Origin of the sequence: Rhizobium sp. SJZ105, assembly GCF_007828365.1 — a bacterium.
In the GTDB taxonomy this organism is placed as follows: Bacteria; Pseudomonadota; Alphaproteobacteria; order Rhizobiales; family Rhizobiaceae; genus Agrobacterium; species Agrobacterium tumefaciens.
The window spans coordinates 777343-797253 of the sequence record NZ_VIUP01000001.1 but is presented as its reverse complement, the minus strand read 5'-3'; the positions used below and the strand labels follow the sequence as shown (position 1 = coordinate 797253).

The following is a 19911-nucleotide window of genomic DNA, read 5'->3' as shown; positions in this document are numbered from 1 at the left end:
TAAACGCGGGATTTGTGAAGGTCAAACGCCGGAACCACGGCAAAAGAATAGTAATGACCGGGGGACATGCAGAGATGATGGAATTGATCGCTGCCCAGGCGGCCGCGTCAGCCGCCGAGTTGCCGTTCCTGCTGCTCCAGGCTGCGGCGCTTGTCGGCATGGTGTCGGTGCTGATCCTTCTGCAGCGAAACATCGCTCTCGATGACGCTCGTTATAAAATCTACTACGGCATCATCTTCGGGGTTACCGGTTTCTTGCTGACGCTACTGGTATCCGAGTTCATCAAGCTGCCTTCCAAGCCCTATATCCGCTCTGACCTGCTGTTCCTGGCTGGCGTGTTGGGGTCCTGGCAAGGCGGCTTGATAAGCCTGGCGCTCGTCTCCGCAGGGCGATTTTTGTTTGGTGGTCCGGCACTCTTTGGGGCCGCTTTTCTGGATATGAGCATTATCTCGGCTTTCGGGATGGCAATGTATGGCTGGATGCGCCGGCGCAGTCTCACTGAACTCGGCGTCCGCGAGGTCTTCGGCGTATTCGCGGTCAGGATTTTCGCGGCGTTGTTCGCTGTTTGCGTGACCTACAGTCTCAGCATGATAAATCAGGACGTTTTTCTCAGTAACGTCGGACGGCGCATCTTCGGCTCGTTGGTCGGGTTGCCGATGATCGCCTGTCTGTTTCTGTTGCTGCGCAGCGAGGCGCGGGCGCGTGAAGAGGCAAGGAAACGCGATGCTGCGGCGCGGACGGATTCGTTGACGGGCCTGCCCAACAGGCGCGCCCTTAAAGACCATATCGAAGTCGTGATGCGGCAGGAGCCGGCCGTTCCGCACGCTCTCCTTCTCATAGAAATCGTCAATATGGCCGATGTCGCCGCCTGCCAGGGCGAGGATTGGGGCGATCTTTTCTGGCCGAGGCTGGCACAGGAAATCTGTAACGATGACAACGGCCTGCTGTCGAGTTCCAATGCACCGCGCAGCTTCATGTTCGGCGATACCACGCTTGCAGTCGTCATGTCGGGGATTTCGCTCGAGAAGTCGGAAAGCACAAGGCTGATAATGCGTCTCCACGACGGGTTAAGTACATTTTCACGGTCTGCGGATCCAGAACCGGTGCCGCATCTGAAAATCGGTGCCGCTAATCTGGATAAGCTTTCCCGGCAGAACGTGGCTTCCTTCCTCCGGCAGCTTAGTCTTGCGCTGCGAGGAAGCGAAAATCCGGTGCAGATATTCCCCTTTTCCTTTGCCGATAAAGCCACGCGGGACGAGGGGGTGCGCCAGATGCTGGTCAACTGGATCAGATCCGGCAAGCCGCCGATATTTTATCAGCCGAAATTCGAAATGCACAATCGCCGTATGATTGGCGCGGAGGCTCTTTTACGGGCGGTGGATGCGTGCGGACAGCCGCTTTCGCCCTATTATGTGCTGGAGATTGCCGAGCGTCACCGGCTGCTGGTGGAGTTTGAATGGTCGACGATCGAAGCCGTCGTCCGCGACCTCATCGACCTGCGGGGCCTCGACCCGGACTTTCATTTGGCGGTGAACATTTCCGCATCGTCTTTTGCCACTGCGGGCTTCGGAGGGCGGGTTGTGGCCTTTTTGAACGAGATGGGGGTCCCGGCGCACCGTCTGTCGATCGAAGTGACGGAGATGAGCAGGATACCGGCCATCGACATCGTTCAGCAGAATTTCGACAGATTGAGCGAAGCGGGCGTGCGGCTGGCGCTCGATGATTTTGGCACCGGTTATGCGGCACTCACCCTGCTTGCGCGGTTCCCCTTCGAGGAGGTCAAGATCGATCACTGGATGACGTCCCGGCTTGAACAGTCGCGGTTCCGGGAGGCCATCGCGCTCGCCTTCGAAAGCGCCGAACGTTACGGCGCCACGCTGGTGACGGAAGGTATAGAAACGGAAGAGCAGAGCAGGCTGCTCATGCAGATGGGAATCCGTTTCGGTCAGGGGTATCTTTATTCGCCCGCCGTGCCGCTCGAGCGGCTGCAGCCTCGCAGGGAATGCGCTTAGATTTTCGCACCAGCATGATGACGCATCACTGCGTCATCGCATCCTCATATTCGCTCGAAAGCATCAGCCACTGCTCCTCGGCGTCCGAAAGCTTACTCGCGGCTTCGCCACGCTCTTTGACTTTCTGCGCGGCCTTGGCAGGTGCCTTTTCGTACAAAGCAGGGTCCGCCAGTTCCTTGTCGAGCGACTGAATCACTTTCTCAAGCTTCGCCGTCAAAGATTCGATTTCATTGATCTTTTTCTTCAGCGGCGCAAGCTGGGCGCGTTTTTCGGCGTTGGCCTTGCGCTGGTCGGCTTTCGATGTCTGGTCGGCGGCGGCTTCTGTCTTTTCTTCCTTCTTTTTTCCGGAAGAGACGACGAGGTCGCGATATTCCTCCATGTCGCCTTCAAAGGTCTTCACCGTGCCGTCGGCCACCAGCCATAGGCGGTCGACAGTTGCCTCGATGAGATGCCGGTCGTGCGAGATGAGGATGACGGCGCCGTTATAGTCGTTCAGCGCCTCGATCAGCGCCCGGCGACTGTCGATGTCGAGATGGTTGGTCGGTTCGTCGAGGATGAGCAGATTTGGCGCATGGAAGGCCGCAAGTCCCATCAGCAGCCGGGCCTTTTCACCGCCGGAAAGGTCTTTCGCCGCCGTCGCCATCTTCTCCGTCGCAAGTCCCATCTGCGCAACCCGCGCCCGCACCTGCGCTTCAGACGCCAGCGGCATCAGCTTGCGCACGTGTTCTACCGGTGTCTGGTCCGGCACGAGATCGTCCAGCTGATGCTGCGCAAAGAAGCCGATCTTCAGGCCCGGGGCGATGCGAAGATCGCCCGCTTGCGGCGCAAGCCGACCGGAGATGAATTTCGCAAAGGTCGATTTGCCGTTGCCGTTGGAACCGAGCAGCGCGATGCGGTCGTCATTATCGATGCGGAGATTGAGCTGCTTCAGAATGGATTTGCCCGGCTCGTAACCCACGGCACCGCCATTGATGGCGACGATGGGTGAGGCGGGCTGCTTTTCCGGCTCCGGGAACGTGATCGGCTGGACGTGGTCCTCGATCACGGCGGCGACGGTGCCCATGCGCTCCAGCGCCTTGATACGGCTCTGCGCCTGGCGCGCTTTGGTGGCCTTGGCGCGAAAACGGTCGATGAAGCTTTGCAGATGTTTGCGCGCGGCGTCGTTTTTCACCTTCGCCTTCATCTGCAATTCGTCTGCTTCGGCTTTCTGGCGCTCGAACTGGTCGTATCCGCCGCGATAGAAGGTCAGTTTCTTCTGGTCCAGATGCACGATGGAATTGACGGCATTGTTCAGCAGATCGCGGTCGTGGCTGATGATAATGACGGTATGCGGATAACGCCGGATATAGTCTTCCAGCCAGAGCGTGCCTTCAAGGTCGAGATAGTTGGTCGGCTCGTCGAGCAGCAGGAGGTCGGGTTCGGCAAACAGCACGGACGCGAGCGCCACGCGCATACGCCAGCCGCCGGAGAACGAAGAGGCGGGGCGAAGCTGCGCCTCGTGATCGAAGCCAAGACCGGCAAGAATGCTGGACGCACGGGCTTCGGCCGAATGCGCGTCGATATCGACCAACCGCACCTGAATTTCCGCGATCCGGTGCGGGTCTGTTGCGGTTTCCGCCTCGGCCAGCAGCGCGCTGCGCTCCTTGTCGGCGGAAAGCACGATGGAAATCAGCGATTCTTCCGTTCCCGGCGCTTCCTGCGCAACCTGGCCGATGCGCGCGAGTTTCGGGATCGTTACCGAACCGCTTTCCGCTGAAAAGTCACCGGTGATGACCCGGAAAAGAGTGGATTTGCCGGCGCCGTTGCGGCCAACGAGGCCCACCTTCACGCCAGCCGGAAGCGTCACGCTGGCGTGGTCGAGAAGCAGGTGCCCGGCGATGCGGGCGGAGAGATCGGTAATCGTAATCATGGCGCCGTTTTGGCCGAACTGCGTGGCCAAGGCAAGAGCGCGCGCGCCACACCAGATCAGATATGCAGCTTCAACAGCCGAGCTGCGCCAGATAGCTGCTGCGGCTGCGTTGAGCCACGTCCCGGGAGTAGCCTATGACGCAATTGCGCGTGCCGCAGCGTGCGGACAGCAGGGCGAGCTCGGCATGGCTGAAAAATTCGGCTGATGTCGCGGTGCAGTCCACTGCCGCAACGCCGATCGAGACGGTCAGATGCTCGCCGTCGCCCTCACTGGTGACGAAACGTAGCGCCTCGACGTTCTGCCGCAACCGCTCTGCAATTGCTTCAGCTGTATTTTGCGAGACGCCGGCAAACAGAAAAGCGAACTCGTTTCCGCCGATGCGGGCAACGAAATCGTCCTTCTTGATCGTCTTGCGGAAAAGCGCAGCCAGCCGGCGCAGCGCCTTGTTGCCGGCGGTGGGGCCGTATTTGCCGTTGATTTCGCGGAAATGGTCGATGTTGAGCAGCACAAGCGATGTGGCTGATGCCGCCTGAGCGCCCGAAAACAGGTCGCCGAGCTTCTCGAGGAAAGCCGCCCGATTGGGAAGCGCCGTCAAGGCATCACGCAGGGAACTCGCCTGAAGATCGGTCCTGCTTTTCTCAACCTCGCGGATTTTCATCAGCCCCATGGAAACGAAATGCCGGAGACTCGTTTGTTCCTCGTGAATATCGCCCATCAATTGCGCAAGCCGCTCCGTTGCAGGCAGCTCGGAGTGATCTTGCCCGGAAAGACTGGCAATAAATGTTTCGGTGCGTTGCAGGCCGGCTTCCAGCCGCGCGGAAATCTGCTTCAGCGTCTCGAAGGCCGTCGCTGCCATCTGCTCGGCCTCGATCTTCGAAAAACCCGGCAGATTGTGTCTCTGGCCGACAATATCGATTTCATGCTGTTGCGGCGCGTTGCCAAGGGCGAGAATATCGCGTCCCATCGCCGGGTTATGCCCCGACAATATTTCGTAGATCAGTTCGTAGTTTCGCGGCAGCGGTGCAATATTCATCTTGTCGATGAACTGAGCAATTTTTGTAAAGACGAGACCGTTCCTTGCCTTCTCGCGTTTTTTATCGCCCGCCGTTGACGTCACTGACAGCCCCAATACCAATAAATTATGAATGCACCGGTGATAACCGATTGTTGAACACGATTATTCTTACAAGCAACGGTTTAAAATAGGCTAAACCTGACGAGGTTTTCATTGCCGTGAGACCCCAATTCTCGTGGAGGGGACGGTTGAGCGCCGGATGCGGTTTTTGATCAGTAGTATGACAAATCCTGATTTGATTTCAGGCGGCGGTCGTTTTTATATCGCATCATCGATGTAGCAGAAGAGGGTGCAGCCTATGACGACCTCCAGAACCTTATATTCACTTTGCGGAAGCGATAGCGCACGGCCGTTCTCTCCCCATTGCTGGAAAACCGTGCTTTCGCTGGCGCATAAGGGGCTGGAGTTCGAGGAGCGTCCCTTGCCCTTCACGGTCATCCCGACGGTGGAGGACGGTTTTTCGAGGACCGTGCCGATCCTTCGTGATGGCGACCAGCTGGTGAGCGACAGTTTCGAGATCGCCCTTTATCTGGATGAGGCCTATCCGGAGCGGCCGTCGCTGTTTAACGGGGAAGGCGGCAAGGCGATGGCGCGTTTCGTTGAAAGCTGGTCGCAGACGGTGCTGCACCCGGCCATCACCCGCATTGCCGTGCTCGATATCCACAATATGCTTGATGAGCCTGACCGCCTTTATTTCCGCGACAGCAGGACGAAGGCGCTCGGCCGGACGCTCGAGGATGTGGTGGCGAACCGTGAGGCGGAAATCGCGGCCTTCCCAGCGCTCCTGGCGCCGATCCGCCGCATGCTGGGCTTCCAGCCTTTCATCGGCGGCTCATCGCCGCTGTTTGCGGATTACATTGTTTTCGGTGCGCTGCAATGGGCAAGGATTACCACCGGAGCGGATCTGTTTTCCGAAAACGACCCCGTCCGTGACTGGTTCGAAGGCTGCCTTGACCTCCACGACGCCAGAGGCCGCAGTGTGACAGCGGCGTGAAATGTCTGCAGCCATCGTCGCAATGTGGTTGATCCCCCTTGTTTTCGGGCCTTTGGGCGGGTAAAGACCGCCCACTTTCTCTATAGGAAAAGGAAACGGACACATGGCGATTGAACGCACATTTTCGATGATCAAGCCGGACGCAACCAAGCGTAACCTGACTGGCGCGATCACCAAGGTATTTGAAGACAACGGTCTGCGCATCGTCGCCTCCAAGCGCGTCTGGATGAGCAAGCGCGAAGCCGAAGGCTTCTACGCCGTTCACAAAGAGCGTCCCTTCTTCGGCGAACTCGTTGAAGGCATGACCTCCGGCCCGACCATCGTTCAGGTTCTGGAAGGCGAAAACGCTATCCTCAAGAACCGCGAAATCATGGGCGCAACCAACCCGGCCCAGGCTGCTGAAGGCACCATCCGCAAGAGCTTCGCGCTTTCCATCGGCGAAAACTCCGTTCACGGTTCGGACGCTCCTGAAACCGCCGCACAGGAAATCGCCTACTGGTTCGCCGAAACCGAAATCGTTGGCTGATTCAAAATATCAACGGCTTGAATCGCCCTCTCAGGCGATGGCATGAAGCCGCTGAAAAGACTCGATGAAACGGAGCCGAAAGGCTCCGTTTTTTTGTATTATTTGCAGGTAGATTGTTTCCTGTGCCGAGCATCCGCCCCCCCCTCATTCCTGTGCTTGTCACAGGAATCCAGCCGACGCGCGTCCGCGCGGCGAAAGAGTCTGTCCAGCCCAAGGACGTGGGCTGGCTAGATTCCTGTGACAAGCACAGGAATGAGGGGAGGTTCAATTTTCGCTTCGTCTCCTCCGACGATCGTCACGACGCCGGACACCCCTCGACAGGCCGCATATCCGTCGTGCCGTCCGCTTTGAACACGTCCGGATTGGGTGTGTAGAGCGGCCCTACCGTCAGCGGTTTGGCGGGAAGGAGCGACTGGTCGGTGTCGGAGCGGATGGTGGTCTCTATCGTCTGCAATACATCGCCTTCCGGCCCTTTGATGCGGATCGTGACCTTGTAGGGGCGGTCCTGCTTGACGCATTCGACCGGCGGACTTTGAACGGCGATCTTTTCATCTGCCGGGAAAATCTTCTCCCTGGTCGTCAGCTCGGTGCCGCCGCGGGGATTTTCGAAGGTCGCTTCCAGTGTGCTGCCGTCGCGGATGGGGGCGATGCGCTGCAAGGTCACGAGGTAGGTGGCAATCGCCACACGGTAGTTAAAGACGAACATGCGGCCGGAAACCTTCGCGACATCGCGCGGCTCGTCCCGCTGACAACCGGAAAGACCGAGCACCATAGTGATCGCCAGCAACGGAATGGTTATTCCTTTCATGCCTGCGCTTCCTTCTTGCGGTGATAATGCCGGCTGGCTTTCTGCCGGTTGCCGCACACCGTCATGTCGCACCAGATGCGGCTTCTGTTCTTGCTGCGGTCGATGAAAAGCCAACCGCAATTGCCGCAAATCCGCAGCCGTTTCCGCGTCTCCGCCGCAAGCAGCGACAGAGCTGAATGGGCGGTCGCATTGGCAAGGCTCTCTCGCAGGGGAAACAACCGTAGTGCCGTGCCGCATGCGAAGAGAAGCCCGGCCAGCCGACCGTCGTCATCGTCGCCACTCGTCATCGAAGAGCGGAAATAATCGTCGATCGCCTCGCGAAGATCGAGAAATACCTGCCTCATGTCCGCTTCGGGCGCGATGAGTGCGGGAAACCTGTCGCGCTCCGCTCCGAGTCGGGTCGACGCCTCGGCAAAGGTGGCGATCTGCTCAGGCACAGCAAAACGGTCGACCGATTTTGCCGCGTCCGCGCGCAGGATGACGCTATTGGCGACATCGAGGGCCAATGCGCCGCCTGCGAAACGATGTTCTGTCCAGCGAAATGTCATGGCGACATTATAACTATCAAAATGGATTTTAACAGTTATAATGCGATGGGGAGGACGGATTGGCTTATTTCCTGCAACAATTGCTGAATGCCGTACCGGTAGCCTCGCTTTATGCGGTTCTGGCGTTCGGCTATGCCATCGCCTTTTCGGTCACGAAACGGGCCGATGTCACCTATGGCGCGATCTTCGCTTTCGCCGGTCAGACCTGTCTGCTGTTTGCCGATTTTGGCTGGAACCGGCTGTGGCTGATCTTGCCTGCAACACTCGCGCTTGGGGCAGGGGCCGGTCTTTTCGGCGGTCTGTGGGCGGCGGCTTTCATCGGCAGGGCGGTGATGCGGCCCCTGGCGAAAGCCTCGCCCAATGCGGTGACGGTCGCCTCCATTGGCGTGCTGATCGCGCTCACCGAAAGTGCCAGACTTGCCGCCGGCACGCGGCAATTATGGCTGCCGCCGCTTTTGTCGGAACCGGTGCGATTCTGGGCCGATGGAAGCTTCGCCGTCACCCTGACGTCGATGCAGATGCTGAACACGGCTGTCTTCTGCCTGCTCGTTCTCACAGGCACTTTCTACCTCCAGCGTTCCGGCTTTGGCAGACGCTGGAAGGCGGTGTCGGACGATGCTTTCGCCGCGTCACTGTGCGGGGTAAATGCAGGCAGGGTGTTCCTGCTGTCCTACTGTGCAGCGGGTCTGCTTGCCGCCATCGCCGGCGTCCTCGCCACGTTTTATTACGGCACCATGGATTTCGGTGCCGGTCTGGTGTTCGGCCTGAAGGTCGTGCTGATTTCGGCAGCGGGCGGTTATGCAAGCCCGCTCGTCTGCGCGCTCGGGGCTGCTGCCGTCGGGTTCGCGGAAACGCTATGGGTCGGTTACGGCCCGGTTATCTGGCGGGATGCGGCGGTTCTGGCACTTCTGGTGGGCTGGCTGATCGTCATGCGTAGCAGGGTGGAAGCGCCCTAGAGCATTTCCAGGAGGGGTGGCGTCCGGTTTTCGTCCGGAAGTGCGGGAAAACACAAAGCGTTACCGCCATTTGTCCTTGGCCGTGTCGTCGGTCGTCTTTGCGGCAACCCAGTCGCCCTTCGTGCCATCCTTGCCATGTTCCTTTTTCCAGAACGGGGCGGACGTCTTGAGGTAGTCCATCACGAAATTTGCGCCGTCGAAGGCGGCCTGCCGGTGCCGGGAAGCGGCAATGACGAGGACGATATTCTCGCCGGTGGCGATCTTGCCATGGCGATGAATGGCGGTGAGGCCGAGGAGGTCGAAGCGTTCGATGGCGAGTTGCGCGATGCGGGTCATTTCCGCTTCGGCCATGCCGGGATAATGCTCGAGTTCCAGCGCCGCGAGCGTGCCGCCATCATCGCGACAAAGCCCGGTGAAGGCCACCACCGCGCCGATGCTCTTGTCGCCTTCCGTCAGCCTGCGGGTTTCTTCCGCAGCGTCGAAATCCTGTGCCTGCACGCGGACCGTCGGCTGCATCCGGTTATCCCCCCGTCATGGGCGGGAAAATGCCGATCTCGCGCGCACCGGCAATGCTCTCGTCATGTTCAACATGCTCCTGATTGACCGCAACGCGGATCACATCTGGAAATTCGAAGGCGGCTTCGTAGTTTTCACCAAGGGTTGAGAGATAGGCGATCAGCTCACCGGCCGTGGTAACGGAGGAGGGGATATCCAGCTCCTCCTCCGCCGTGCCGATCTTTTCGCGAACCCAGGCGAAATAAACGATCCGCGCCATCATTCTTCGTCCACGATGTGCTTGAGACCCGCCTTGAAGTAGTCGTAGCCGGTGTACATGGTCAGCGCTGCTGCTAGCCAGAGAAGCGTAATTCCCATCTCGGTCGTGTAGGGCAGAACCTTGTCTCCCGCGGGACCGGCAAGAAGAAAGGCGATGGCCACCATCTGGATGGTGGTCTTCCACTTCGCGATGCGGGTGACGGGAACGCTGACCTTCAGCGCCGCCAGATATTCACGCAGGCCCGAGACCAGAATTTCGCGGCAGAGAATGGTGATGGCGGCCCACAGCGACCAGCCGGCAATGGTGCCGTCCGCTGCCATCAAGAGCAGCACTGAGGCGACCAGCAGCTTGTCGGCGATCGGGTCCAGCATGCGGCCGATATTGGAGGTCTGGTTCCAGATACGCGCCAGATAACCATCCAGAAAATCGGTCAGCGAGGCGACGATGAACAGCCAGAGTGCCGTCCAGCGCGCAAAATCCGAGCTTTCCAGCTTTCCTTCGATGTAAAAACACAAAACGATGACGGGAACCGCCAGAATGCGGGCATAGGTGAGAAGGTTGGGAATGCTGTATGCGCGCGAAGCCATGGGAAACCTGTCAGTCTGGATAAGCTGCCTTGATGCCGCCCCTGACGCATAGGGTCAACACGTTATTATGTTTTTTTAGCAGTTCGTTGCGACAGTGCGCCTTCAATCGCCACTGCTCTCATGGAAGTGATTGTAGATTTGCCGCGCTACGGCTTCTGAAATGCCGGTGACATTCATCAGATCGTTGAGGCCTGCGCGTGAAACCGCCTTGGCCGTACCGAAATGCTGCAGCAGCGAGCGCTTGCGTCCTGGGCCGATCCCCGAAATTTCATCCAGCGGATTGCGCACCATTTCCTTCTTGCGCCGCGCCCGGTGTGAGCCGATGGCAAAACGGTGGGCCTCGTCGCGCATGCGCTGGATGAAGTAAAGCACGGGATCGCGCGGCGGCAGGGAAAAATCGCTGCGGCCATCCGCAAAGAAGCGCTCGCGGCCCGCCTCGCGGTCCACACCCTTGGCGACGCCGATGGCAATCACGCTGTCGCGAATGTCGAGCTCATCGAGGATGGCACGCACCGCCGTCATCTGTCCCTGACCACCATCGATCAGGATAACGTCCGGCCAGGCGGGGAAGGGCATGTCCGCGGCTTCCTCGGGTGTGGGCGTCAGCGTCTGCGCGCGGTCGGGCTTGCCCTCTTCCTTCAACAGGCGCGAGAAGCGGCGGGTCATGACCTCACGCATCATGCCGAAGTCGTCACCGGGAGTGATGTCGGTCGATTTGATGTTGAACTTGCGATACTGGTTTTTCACGAAGCCTTCCGGCCCCGCCACCACCATGCCGCCCACGGCATTGGTGCCCATGATGTGCGAGTTGTCGTAAATCTCGATCCGGCGTGGCACGTAGGGAAGGTTGAAGGTTTCCGCGAACCCCTTCAGCAACCGCGCCTGAGACGAGGTTTCCGCCAGCTTGCGGCCATGCGCCTCGCGCGCATTGGCAAGAACATGGTCGGTGATGTCCTTCTTCTCGCCGCGCTGCGGCACGCTGATCGTGACCTTGTGTCCGGCTTTTTCGCCGAGAGCAGCGGCCAGCAATTCCTGTTCCTCTACGGTTTCGGAAAGCAGGATCTGCTTCGGCACCGGTTTGTCGTCGTAAAACTGCGCCAGAAACGCATTGAGGATTTCCGAGCCGGGCAGGGACGGGTCGGCCTTCGGGAAATAAGCGCGGTTGCCCCAGTTCTGGCCGGTGCGGAAAAAGAACACCTGGATGCAGGATATGCCGCCCTCGTGATGGATGGCGAAAACATCCGCCTCCTCGATGCCGGCCGGATTGATGCCCTGATGGCTCTGGACGTGCGAGAGCGCCGCCAGCCGGTCGCGATAGACGGCGGCGCGCTCGAAGTCGAGATCCTCGGCCGCCTCGTTCATCTGCCGGGCAATCGCGGTCTTGACGCTCTGGCTCTTGCCGGACAGGAAATCCTTGGCTTCCTTGACGAGTTCCGCATACCCCTCATCGCTCACCTCATGTGTGCAGGGGCCGGAACAGCGTTTGATCTGGTAAAGAAGACAGGGACGCGTGCGGGTTTCGAAAACGCTGTCGGTGCAGGTGCGGATCAAGAACGCGCGTTGCAGTGAATTGATCGTGCGTCCAACGGCTCCGGCAGAGGCGAAGGGTCCGAAGTAGTCGCCCTTGCGCGCCCGCGCACCCCGGTGCTTGAAAATCGCCGGTGCACGATTGTCGGCTGTGATCAGGATATAGGGAAATGACTTGTCGTCGCGCAAAAGCACGTTAAAGCGCGGCCGTAAGCGTTTGATGAGGTTAGCTTCCAGGAGAAGCGCCTCGGTTTCCGTGCGGGTGGTCACGAATTCCATATGGGCGGTCAGCCGCACCATCTGCGCAATGCGGTTGGAATGCACGCGACCCTGGGCATAGTTACCGACGCGCTTCTTCAGCGAGCGCGCCTTGCCGACGTAAAGAACGTCGTTCGCCTCGTTGAACATGCGGTAGACACCCGGCGAGTTCGGCAGGTGTTTGACGAATTCGCCGATCAGATCCATGCCCTTCAGGCCGGATTCGTTTTTCCAGCCGGCATTCCAGTCCATGCCGGCAACGTCGCGCGGTGCCTCGACCGCGTCTGTCGCGGCAAGGTTTGCATCGTCGTCTTCGTCATCGGTTTCATCGAAGAGAATACCGCCGTCAGGCAGCTTCTTTCCGTTCATTCAGGTATCTCCGCCACATCAGGGGTTTCCCAGCCAAGATGCTGGCCGCCATCGAGCGCGATCATTTGTCCGGTGATCGACGGCGTATCAAAAAGAAAGCGAATCGTCCGCCCGAACTCGTCGGGCTCCGGACCGCGCTTTAATATAAGGCCGTCGATCTGCGCCTGAAAGTCCTCTGGCGCCTGTCTTTCGCTTTTGAAGGAGGGACCCGGCCCGATGGCGTTGACGCGCACCCGCGGCGCAAAACTCTGCGCCATCGTCCGTGTGGCTGTCCAAAGGGCCGATTTCGAAAGCGTATAGGAGTAAAAACGCGGCGTAAGCGCAAGTACGCGCTGATCGATGATGTTGACGATCAGTCCGGATTTATCCTGAGGCAATTGCTGAACGAAGGCGGCCGCGATGAGGGAAGGCGCCCGCACATGCACGGAAAAATGCGCGTCGAAGATTGCCGGATCGGGCGTTTCTGCCGAATCGTCCAGAAAAATGGATGCATTGTTGACGACGACGCCTATCGGGCCGAGCGCCGAAGATGCCTGTTCGACAAGCGCCATTGTTGGCGATGATTGTGTCAGATCCGCCTGAACGGCAACGGCCTTGCCGCCTTTTTGCCTTATTTCGTTAGCGAATTCCTCGGCTTGCCCCATAGAGGCATTGGCGTGGACGGCAATCGCAAAACCATGCGAGGCCAAATCCGTGGCGATCGCCCGCCCGAGCCGCCGGGCGGCACCCGTTATCAAGACTGTCTTCGGTATATTTTCTTTCACAGCGGACCTGCATTTGCTCATACACGCCTATTTGCTGGATATAATCGCAAATCGCAAGCTGTCCGTGGGCCGTAAAAGAATTGTGTGGATTTTTATTGGTAATGTAATTTAAATTTAATTTGAATATAACTAAGTTTAAATTCGATATATTGGAAATTAAGTTTCCGGTAGGGTTAATAAAACCCTTGTGGCAATTAGGCAACGTCTAATTCTAGTCACGTGTCTGCCCCAAACAATTCACATTTTGGCTCTTTGATCTCCGCATTCTCCCATCAAATTCAATTTTCAGAGGGGCGATTAACCCGACGAATTTACCGCGTCTAAAAACAATGTTTTGAGTACGGCGCGGTCCTGAAAGGAGAATAACATGCGTATTTTCGTAGCAACCATTATGGCTTCGACCATTGCAGCCGCCGGTTTCTCGGCTGCTCACGCCGCTGACGCCGTAAACGACGTGCCGCAGGCACCGGTAGCCTACGACCAGCCCGCTCCGGTCAAGAACTGGACCGGCGCTTACCTCGGTGGTACCGCCAACTACGATTGGGGCCGTTTCAGCTCCAGCAACGACGGCCGTGACGCCAAGGGCGCCGGCGGCGGCATCTACGGCGGTTACAACATGCAGAACGGCCAGATCGTTTACGGTGCCGAAGCAGACGTTAACCTCGGCCGCGAGCGCGGTTCCGCTGGTACGGTTGGTGGTAACGCCGTCGAAGGCAAGCAGGGCGTCAACGGCTCGCTGCGTGCCCGCGTCGGTTACGACATGAACCCGTTCCTGCTGTACGGTACGGCTGGTCTCGCAGCCTCTGACAACAAGGTACGTGACGCGACCTCCAAGGACAGCGCAACCGCCCTCGGCTACACCGTTGGTGCTGGCGTTGAAGCCATGGTTACGGACAACATCACTGCCCGTCTGGAATATCGCTACAGCGACTACCAGAAGAAGGACTACAGCCTGGACTCCGGCGCGTTCTCGCGCGGCTTCGACGACCACTCCGTCAAGGCCGGTATCGGCGTCAAGTTCTGATCCTTCAAGGATCGGTAAAGAAAAGCCGGGGTTTACGCCCCGGCTTTTTCGTTTTTGCCATCAGCTACAGCATCCATGCCCGGCGATCAGGCCAGGCATGGCGCTCACATTGGCGTCAGGCGGCAGCCCTCATGTCCTTATAGGCTTCGAAACGCTTGCCGAATGTTTCCGGCCATTGCGCCAGCGCCTCGTGCCCTTCGGCCCATTCACCTGCAAAACGCAGATCGAGATAACCGATCAACGCCGCAAGGGCGAAATGTCCGCCATGCAGCTTCTTGCCGGTTTTCGGCAGGTTGGCGTTGAGATGATCCAGACCCTTCACCGCCTTTTTCCACTGCTTGTCGATCCATGGCTGGTGAACTCTGTCCTCCGGGCGGGAACGGCGCTCGTAAACGATGGCCAGCAGGCAATCCATGATGCCGTCGCAGAGCGCTTCCAGAATTTCCGCTTCGGTGCGCTTGCCGTTCTTTTTCGGGTAGAGCTTGCCGCCCGAAAGGCGGTCTAGATAGTGCATGATCGCGACGCTGTCATAGACCGAGCCGCCATCGTCCAGAAGCAGGACCGGAATTTTGCCGAGCGGATTGTTGTCAACCAGCGTCGCGGGCTCGGCATTGGTGTCGACGGCGACGTTGGTAATGTCGATGCCGAGATGGCGGGCGGCCATGCGCACCTTGGCGGAGTAGGGGGAAGTGACGGAATAAAGCAGTTCCATAGTCGGGTCCTGACATATGTTGATGTGTGGGTATTAGCGAATGGGGACGATTTCGGTAGCGCTGACGCGGCAGCCCTTGCGGTCAAGCTCAGGGCAATCGCGGAATGTCATGTCCTTGTTGAGGCAGATACGGACTTCCTCAAGGCGTTTTCCGTCGCAGCTGATCGAGACGCCGCGTTTCGACATGCCGGGGTTGGCGTCGGTGAAGGCGGTTTCGATGGCGTCGGCGGAAAGGGTGGCGCCTTTAGCGCCGGAGGCAATCGTCTCCGGCAGCTTGACCGCCTCGAAGGCGGTTCGTGTTGCCGAAAAATAATCCTTCTGCGAAAGGCCGGAGCAGGCGCCGTGCTTGCGCCACTGGTGGCCTATCAGGCCCATGGAGGGCATGATGTCGAACATCGTGCGGCCGATTGCGTCGGGCACACGGTCCGGCTCGCTGCTCGTGCAGAATTCGGGGTATCCGGTTTCGTTTTGCGGCCAGAGCCCGTGTACGACGAAACCGTACCGCCTGTCGCTGCCGCATTGCTGGCGATTGCCGGAACCTTCGGAGCTGGCGCAGAACGCCGGCGACCAGGAGAGCGAAAGCACATAAAAATCGAAGCCTGTTCCGGCGGGCACAGGGTTTTTGCCCGTGTCTCGTCGGGCAATTTCCGGCTGGGATTTTTCGGGCCTGGAATTGCCAGCGGGCTGCGTTTGGGATTGGGTCTGCCGGTTGGTTGCAGAACCGGTCGGGGCCGGATTTTCCCGCGAAAACCAAAGGGCCGCAAGCGACAGAAGACCGAGGGCGATGAAACCGGCATAACGCTTCATTTCGTGCACGTTCTCCGGAAAATGGACGACCTCGTATCGCCCGCAGACGACAAAGCGGTCTTACATAAATTTGTGAACGAGGCAAACGGGCAAAAAGGTTGAAAGCTTCGCCGCATAACGAATAGAGTCGAACGAATCTTCTGCGGAGTGCGGAAATCGGGTTGGGGTGAAGCTGGGGGAAATAGGCGGGCATGACCGCATGACATTGAAGAAATACATCTGGCCCGTCATTGGTCTGGCAACGATCGGTTTTTCGGCCTGGCTGCTCTATCACGAGCTGCGCGGTCTTTCACTCGATGATCTATGGGAAAGCCTCACGGCCATTCGCGCGCGGGACTGGGTGTGCTCCGGCCTGTCGACGCTTGTCGCCTATGCCGCCCTTGCCGGTTACGACCGCATCGCTCTCCAGCATCTCGGCCGGAAGGTAAACTGGTTCTTCATCACGCTCACCTCCTTCACCACCTACGCGCTTTCCCACAATGTCGGGGCATCCGTGTTTTCCGGTGCCGTCGTCCGATACCGGGCCTATACGTCCAAGGGGTTGAGCGCTGCCGAAGTCGGCATTCTCGTCGGCCTTTGTTCCTTCACCTTCATCATCGGAACGATCATGCTCATCGGACTGGTGCTGGTCTATGAACCGGACATTACCGAGCGCTTTACCGGCATCCTGCCCGTGGAAGCGTCAACGACAACCGGCGTCCTGCTGCTCGCCATCGTCGCACTTTATGTGCTCGGCAGTCTTTTGAAGCTGCGGCCGCTGAAAATCGGTTCGTTTTTTCTGCCATATCCCGTGCCGAAACTGGTGGCGCAACAGCTGGTCATCGGTCCGATCGAACTGATCGGAGCTGCAGGCATCATCTATTTCGCGCTGCCGGAAGCCGGAAATCCCGGTTTCATGGTCATTCTCGGGATTTTCCTGATTTCCTTTTCAGCGGCGCTCATCTCGCACGCGCCGGGCGGGCTTGGCGTGCTGGAGCTGGTGTTCGTCACCGGCCTGCCTGATATGAACCCGGCTGACGTGATTGCGGCGCTGCTGGTGTTCCGGCTGTTCTACCTCATCATCCCGTTCATCATGGCGCTTTTCGTGATCCTGTTCTTTGAGCGATCGCAGCTTGCACAGGCGCGGAAGGGGTGAGGTAAGCCCTCAATCCTCTTCCGGCTTTTCCTCGCCGCGCAACCAGAAGGCGCGGTGCGAGGCGTATCTGTCCTGCGCCATCACCGTCTTCAGGAATGGCAGCAGCGTGTGCAGCTCGTCCTTCAGCGTGTAGGGCGGGTTGACGACGATGAGGCCTGAGCCGCTCAAGCCTTCCAGCCGGTCGCTTTTCACGGAAAGTTCCGCGCACAGCATCTTCGGTATGTCGAAGGATTGCAGCCGCTCGTGGAAATCCTTGATCGGTGCGCCTTTTTTGAGCGGATACCACAGGCAATAGGTGCCGGTGGAGAAACGCCGATATGCCTTGTTCAACCCATCCGCCAGCCGCTGATATTCATTTTCAAGCTCGAAGGGCGGATCGACGAGGATGAGGCCGCGTTTTTCCTTCGGCGGCAGATGCGCGCCAAGCGACAGCCAGCCATCGAGCTCCGTCACCCGAACTTGATAATCTCCTTCGAACAGACGCGACAGCGCGCGTGCGTCGTCCGGGTGCAGTTCCATGGCCGAAAGCCTGTCCTGCGGGCGGAACAGCATGCGCGCGAGCTTCGGCGAGCCGGGGTAGAACTGCATGCCGCCTTCGGGGTTAAGCTCTCTCACGGTGGAAAGATAGGGTTCCAGCAATTCGGCGACAGGGGCCGGCAGATCGGCGTCCATCAGCTTGCCGATGCCGGTCTGCCATTCGCCTGTCTTCTGCGCCTCTTCCGACGACAGGTCGTAGAGGCCGATGCCGGCATGAGTATCCAGCACCCGAAACGCCTTGTCCTTGTTCTGCAGGTAACGGACGAGACGGGCGAGAACGGCGTGTTTGAGAACATCCGCGAAATTGCCGGCGTGGTAGATGTGGCGATAGTTCATGGGATGTGTCTCGCTTCCCGATGGGGATGATGAATATTCTTGATGGACGTCACTTCGGCCTTTTTGCCGCGTCGCTGATGCAATATAGAAAAGACATGAACCTTGCGACCCCGATTTCCGCTAAAAACGCCACCCCGAAAGCCGAAAGTGCCACGCGCATCGGCCACACGGTCTGTCCGCACGACTGTCCGAGCGCCTGCGCGCTGGAAGTGGACATCAATGCCGATGGCCGCATCGGCCGCGTGCGCGGCGCCAATGCCAATACTTACACTGCCGGCGTCATCTGCGCCAAGGTGGCGCGTTACTCCGAGCGTATCTATCATCCCGGCCGTCTTTTGACCCCGAAGCGCCGCAAGGGTGCGAAGGGTGCCGGCGACTGGCAGGAGATATCCTGGGAAGCGGCACTGGACGAGGTTGCTGACGCCTTCGTCAAAGCCGAGGCAAAGCACGGCGCCGAAGCCATCTGGCCTTATTTCTATGCCGGAACCATGGGACAGGTTCAGCGCGATTCCATCGAGCGCCTGCGTCACGCCAAGAAATATTCCGGCTTTTTCGGATCGATCTGCACCAACATGGCCTGGACGGGTTATGTGATGGGTACAGGCGCGCTGCGCGGGCCCGATCCGCGCGAAATCGGCAAGGCCGATGTCGTTGTCATCTGGGGCACGAATGCTGTCGCCACGCAGGTCAACGTCATGACCCATGCGGTAAAAGCCCGCAAGGAACGTGGCGCGAAGATCGTCGTCGTCGATATCTATGACAATCCGACCATGAAACAGGCCGATATGCGCATCGTCCTGCGTCCCGGCACCGATGCGGCGCTCGCCTGCGCCATCATGCACATTGCCTTCCGCGATGGTTATGCCGACCGCGATTACATGGCGCGCTTCGCTGACGATCCGGCGGGACTTGAAGAGCATCTGAAATCCAAGACGCCGCAATGGGCGTCCGAAATCACCGGTCTTTCCGTGGAGGAAATCGAGGATTTCGCAAGGCTCGTGGGCACGACGAAAAAGACGTTCTTCCGGCTGGGTTATGGCTTCGCCCGCCAGCGCAACGGCGCGGTCGCCATGCACGCGGCTCTTTCTATCGCCACCGTTCTTGGCTCCTGGCAATATGAAGGCGGCGGCGCCTTCCACAATAACGGCGATATCTTCCGGCTCAACAAGGCGGAACTGATGGGCACAGCCTATGCCGACCCCAACGTGCGCCAGCTCGACCAGTCGCAGATCGGCCGCGTGCTGACGGGGGATGCGGAAGCGCTGCGACATGGTGGCCCGGTGACGGCGCTGCTCATCCAGAACACCAACCCCGTCAATGTCGCACCCGAGCAGCGGCTGGTGAAACAGGGTTTCCTGCGCGACGATCTTTTTGTTGCCGTGCATGAGCAATTCATGACGGAGACGGCCGAGTTGGCCGATATCGTGCTGCCGGCCACCATGTTCCTTGAACATGACGATATCTACCGCGCCGGTGGCCAGAACCACATTCTGCTTGGCCCGAAACTGGTGGAGCCGCCGGAAACCGTGCGCACCAATCTCTTCGTCATAGAAGAACTGGCGAAACGTCTTGGTATCGACCACATGCCGGGCTTCGGTCTTTCAGCCCGCGACCATGTCGATCATATGCTGAAAGTCAGCGGCTGGGGCGATTTCGATACGTTGGCGGAAGAAAAATGGATCGATGCGCAGCCCTCTTTCGAGGTGGCGCATTATCTCGAGGGCTTTGGTTATGGTGACGGAAAATTCCGTTTCAGCCCCGAATGGGCGACAGGGCCGTCTCCAAACAAACCGCCGAAAAACATCGGCGTGATGGGGCCGGTTGCGCAATTTCCGAAATTCCCGGATCAGGTAGATGTCATCGAAACCGCCGACGGAGAGCATCCTTTCCGACTGGCGACATCGCCAGCGCGCAACTTCCTCAACTCCACCTTCGCGGAAACGAAAACCTCCGTGCAGAAGGAAGGCCGTCCGGAAGTGATGATCTGTTCCGAGGACGCCGCCCGCAACGGTATAGCCGATGGCGACATCGTGCGTATCGGCAATGGTCGCGGCGAAGTGCGTCTTCACGCGAAAATCGTTGAGGGTGCGAGGCCCGGCGTTCTGGTTGCCGAAGGGTTGTGGCCCAACAAGGCGCATCTGGACGGCGAGGGTATCAATGTCCTGACGGGCGCCGATGCCGTCGCCCCCTATGGCGGCGCGGCTTTCCACGACAATAAGGTGTGGCTCCACCGCGACGACGAAGCCTGAAAG

The 19911-nt window shown here is 59.0% G+C and carries 19 protein-coding genes; 7 read left to right on the top strand and 12 right to left on the bottom strand.

The window, feature by feature from the left end:
- The first annotated feature begins 74 nt into the window (after positions 1–74).
- Positions 75–2012 carry a GGDEF domain-containing phosphodiesterase gene (locus FB593_RS03995; protein WP_112154981.1) on the top strand — a complete coding sequence of 646 codons (1938 nt, stop codon included), beginning with the start codon at positions 75–77 and terminating at the stop codon, positions 2010–2012.
- Positions 2013–2037: 25 nt separating this feature from the next.
- Here FB593_RS03995 and abc-f read toward each other — a convergent pair whose 3' ends face one another.
- Together abc-f and FB593_RS03985 are read right to left on the bottom strand one after the other, a co-directional pair.
- Positions 2038–3921 carry a ribosomal protection-like ABC-F family protein gene (gene abc-f, locus FB593_RS03990; RefSeq protein WP_145166338.1) on the bottom strand — a complete coding sequence of 628 codons (1884 nt, stop codon included), beginning with the start codon at positions 3919–3921 and terminating at the stop codon, positions 2038–2040.
- 70 nt (positions 3922–3991) lie between these two features.
- The gene (locus FB593_RS03985; protein WP_186447878.1) at positions 3992–5038 is read right to left on the bottom strand and encodes a GGDEF domain-containing protein; all 1047 of its coding nucleotides are present in this window, start codon (positions 5036–5038) and stop codon (positions 3992–3994) included.
- Between the two features lie 256 nt (positions 5039–5294).
- Between FB593_RS03985 and FB593_RS03980 the strand changes: the two genes are divergently transcribed.
- Both FB593_RS03980 and ndk read left to right on the top strand, forming a co-directional pair.
- The gene (locus tag FB593_RS03980) at positions 5295–5990 is read left to right on the top strand and encodes a glutathione S-transferase family protein (protein ID WP_013635852.1); all 696 of its coding nucleotides are present in this window, start codon (positions 5295–5297) and stop codon (positions 5988–5990) included.
- A 103-nt stretch (positions 5991–6093) separates the two neighbouring features.
- The gene (gene ndk, locus FB593_RS03975; RefSeq protein ID WP_003502118.1) at positions 6094–6516 is read left to right on the top strand and encodes a nucleoside-diphosphate kinase; all 423 of its coding nucleotides are present in this window, start codon (positions 6094–6096) and stop codon (positions 6514–6516) included.
- A gap of 295 nt (positions 6517–6811) precedes the next feature.
- Here the strand turns inward: ndk and FB593_RS03965 are convergent, their stop codons facing one another.
- Together FB593_RS03965 and FB593_RS03960 are read right to left on the bottom strand one after the other, a co-directional pair.
- Positions 6812–7324, bottom strand: coding sequence for a hypothetical protein (locus FB593_RS03965; protein WP_013635853.1), 513 nt, complete (start codon positions 7322–7324; stop codon positions 6812–6814).
- Positions 7321–7872, bottom strand: coding sequence for a CGNR zinc finger domain-containing protein (locus FB593_RS03960; RefSeq protein ID WP_013635854.1), 552 nt, complete (start codon positions 7870–7872; stop codon positions 7321–7323). The genes FB593_RS03965 and FB593_RS03960 overlap by 4 nt, the downstream gene beginning before the upstream one ends.
- A 59-nt stretch (positions 7873–7931) precedes the next feature.
- Between FB593_RS03960 and FB593_RS03955 the strand changes: the two genes are divergently transcribed.
- The gene (locus tag FB593_RS03955) at positions 7932–8828 is read left to right on the top strand and encodes a branched-chain amino acid ABC transporter permease (protein WP_003512428.1); all 897 of its coding nucleotides are present in this window, start codon (positions 7932–7934) and stop codon (positions 8826–8828) included.
- A gap of 60 nt (positions 8829–8888) precedes the next feature.
- On the opposite strand, the gene FB593_RS03950 is transcribed toward FB593_RS03955, so the two are convergent.
- From FB593_RS03950 to FB593_RS03930, 5 genes are all read right to left on the bottom strand, one after another.
- The gene (locus tag FB593_RS03950; protein WP_013635855.1) at positions 8889–9344 is read right to left on the bottom strand and encodes a molybdenum cofactor biosynthesis protein MoaE; all 456 of its coding nucleotides are present in this window, start codon (positions 9342–9344) and stop codon (positions 8889–8891) included.
- Between the two features lie 4 nt (positions 9345–9348).
- Positions 9349–9603 (bottom strand): molybdopterin converting factor subunit 1, encoded by a 255-nt coding sequence (gene moaD / locus FB593_RS03945; RefSeq protein WP_019565410.1) that lies wholly within the window; start codon positions 9601–9603, stop codon positions 9349–9351.
- Entirely contained in the window at positions 9603–10190 is a 588-nt protein-coding gene (gene pgsA / locus FB593_RS03940) for a CDP-diacylglycerol--glycerol-3-phosphate 3-phosphatidyltransferase (RefSeq protein ID WP_003512433.1), read from the bottom strand. Before pgsA ends, moaD begins: the two co-directional genes overlap by 1 nt.
- A gap of 102 nt (positions 10191–10292) precedes the next feature.
- Positions 10293–12344, bottom strand: coding sequence for an excinuclease ABC subunit UvrC (gene uvrC, locus FB593_RS03935; RefSeq protein WP_162705198.1), 2052 nt, complete (start codon positions 12342–12344; stop codon positions 10293–10295).
- On the bottom strand, positions 12341–13129 hold the full coding sequence (locus FB593_RS03930) for an SDR family oxidoreductase (RefSeq protein WP_003512437.1): 789 nt from the start codon (positions 13127–13129) through the stop codon (positions 12341–12343). The genes uvrC and FB593_RS03930 overlap by 4 nt, the downstream gene beginning before the upstream one ends.
- Positions 13130–13475: 346 nt before the next feature.
- Here FB593_RS03930 and FB593_RS03925 point away from each other — a divergent pair, with 346 nt between their 5' ends.
- The gene (locus FB593_RS03925) at positions 13476–14132 is read left to right on the top strand and encodes an outer membrane protein (RefSeq protein ID WP_003512439.1); all 657 of its coding nucleotides are present in this window, start codon (positions 13476–13478) and stop codon (positions 14130–14132) included.
- Positions 14133–14247: 115 nt separating this feature from the next.
- On the opposite strand, the gene FB593_RS03920 is transcribed toward FB593_RS03925, so the two are convergent.
- Entirely contained in the window at positions 14248–14844 is a 597-nt protein-coding gene (locus FB593_RS03920; protein ID WP_003512441.1) for a glutathione S-transferase, read from the bottom strand.
- 33 nt (positions 14845–14877) lie between these two features.
- Positions 14878–15651: a ribonuclease T2 family protein gene (locus FB593_RS03915; protein ID WP_003512443.1), complete on the bottom strand. Its 774-nt coding sequence runs from the start codon at positions 15649–15651 to the stop codon at positions 14878–14880.
- 199 nt (positions 15652–15850) lie between these two features.
- Between FB593_RS03915 and FB593_RS03910 the strand changes: the two genes are divergently transcribed.
- Positions 15851–16786: a lysylphosphatidylglycerol synthase domain-containing protein gene (locus FB593_RS03910; RefSeq protein ID WP_041694364.1), complete on the top strand. Its 936-nt coding sequence runs from the start codon at positions 15851–15853 to the stop codon at positions 16784–16786.
- Between the two features lie 9 nt (positions 16787–16795).
- On the opposite strand, the gene FB593_RS03905 is transcribed toward FB593_RS03910, so the two are convergent.
- Positions 16796–17659: a 23S rRNA (adenine(2030)-N(6))-methyltransferase RlmJ gene (locus FB593_RS03905; RefSeq protein ID WP_115063971.1), complete on the bottom strand. Its 864-nt coding sequence runs from the start codon at positions 17657–17659 to the stop codon at positions 16796–16798.
- A gap of 29 nt (positions 17660–17688) precedes the next feature.
- Between FB593_RS03905 and FB593_RS03900 the strand changes: the two genes are divergently transcribed.
- Positions 17689–19908 (top strand): molybdopterin-dependent oxidoreductase, encoded by a 2220-nt coding sequence (locus FB593_RS03900; RefSeq protein WP_186447877.1) that lies wholly within the window; start codon positions 17689–17691, stop codon positions 19906–19908.
- Positions 19909–19911: the final 3 nt, after the last annotated feature.

What these genes read in the sequence shown, in the direction of transcription:
- FB593_RS03900 (WP_186447877.1), top strand. Translation starts at nt 17,689, where the DNA reads ATGAATATTCTTGATGGACGTCACTTCGGCCTTTTTGCCGCGTCGCTG.
- abc-f (WP_145166338.1), bottom strand. Translation starts at nt 3,921, where the DNA reads ATGATTACGATTACCGATCTCTCCGCCCGCATCGCCGGGCACCTGCTT.
- FB593_RS03910 (WP_041694364.1), top strand. Translation starts at nt 15,851, where the DNA reads ATGACATTGAAGAAATACATCTGGCCCGTCATTGGTCTGGCAACGATC.
- FB593_RS03980 (WP_013635852.1), top strand. Translation starts at nt 5,295, where the DNA reads ATGACGACCTCCAGAACCTTATATTCACTTTGCGGAAGCGATAGCGCA.
- FB593_RS03925 (WP_003512439.1), top strand. Translation starts at nt 13,476, where the DNA reads ATGCGTATTTTCGTAGCAACCATTATGGCTTCGACCATTGCAGCCGCC.
- FB593_RS03965 (WP_013635853.1), bottom strand. Translation starts at nt 7,324, where the DNA reads ATGAAAGGAATAACCATTCCGTTGCTGGCGATCACTATGGTGCTCGGT.
- FB593_RS03915 (WP_003512443.1), bottom strand. Translation starts at nt 15,651, where the DNA reads ATGAAGCGTTATGCCGGTTTCATCGCCCTCGGTCTTCTGTCGCTTGCG.
- FB593_RS03920 (WP_003512441.1), bottom strand. Translation starts at nt 14,844, where the DNA reads ATGGAACTGCTTTATTCCGTCACTTCCCCCTACTCCGCCAAGGTGCGC.
- moaD (WP_019565410.1), bottom strand. Translation starts at nt 9,603, where the DNA reads ATGGCGCGGATCGTTTATTTCGCCTGGGTTCGCGAAAAGATCGGCACG.
- ndk (WP_003502118.1), top strand. Translation starts at nt 6,094, where the DNA reads ATGGCGATTGAACGCACATTTTCGATGATCAAGCCGGACGCAACCAAG.
- pgsA (WP_003512433.1), bottom strand. Translation starts at nt 10,190, where the DNA reads ATGGCTTCGCGCGCATACAGCATTCCCAACCTTCTCACCTATGCCCGC.
- FB593_RS03950 (WP_013635855.1), bottom strand. Translation starts at nt 9,344, where the DNA reads ATGCAGCCGACGGTCCGCGTGCAGGCACAGGATTTCGACGCTGCGGAA.
- FB593_RS03960 (WP_013635854.1), bottom strand. Translation starts at nt 7,872, where the DNA reads ATGACATTTCGCTGGACAGAACATCGTTTCGCAGGCGGCGCATTGGCC.
- uvrC (WP_162705198.1), bottom strand. Translation starts at nt 12,344, where the DNA reads ATGAACGGAAAGAAGCTGCCTGACGGCGGTATTCTCTTCGATGAAACC.
- FB593_RS03930 (WP_003512437.1), bottom strand. Translation starts at nt 13,129, where the DNA reads ATGAGCAAATGCAGGTCCGCTGTGAAAGAAAATATACCGAAGACAGTC.
- FB593_RS03905 (WP_115063971.1), bottom strand. Translation starts at nt 17,659, where the DNA reads ATGAACTATCGCCACATCTACCACGCCGGCAATTTCGCGGATGTTCTC.
- FB593_RS03995 (WP_112154981.1), top strand. Translation starts at nt 75, where the DNA reads ATGATGGAATTGATCGCTGCCCAGGCGGCCGCGTCAGCCGCCGAGTTG.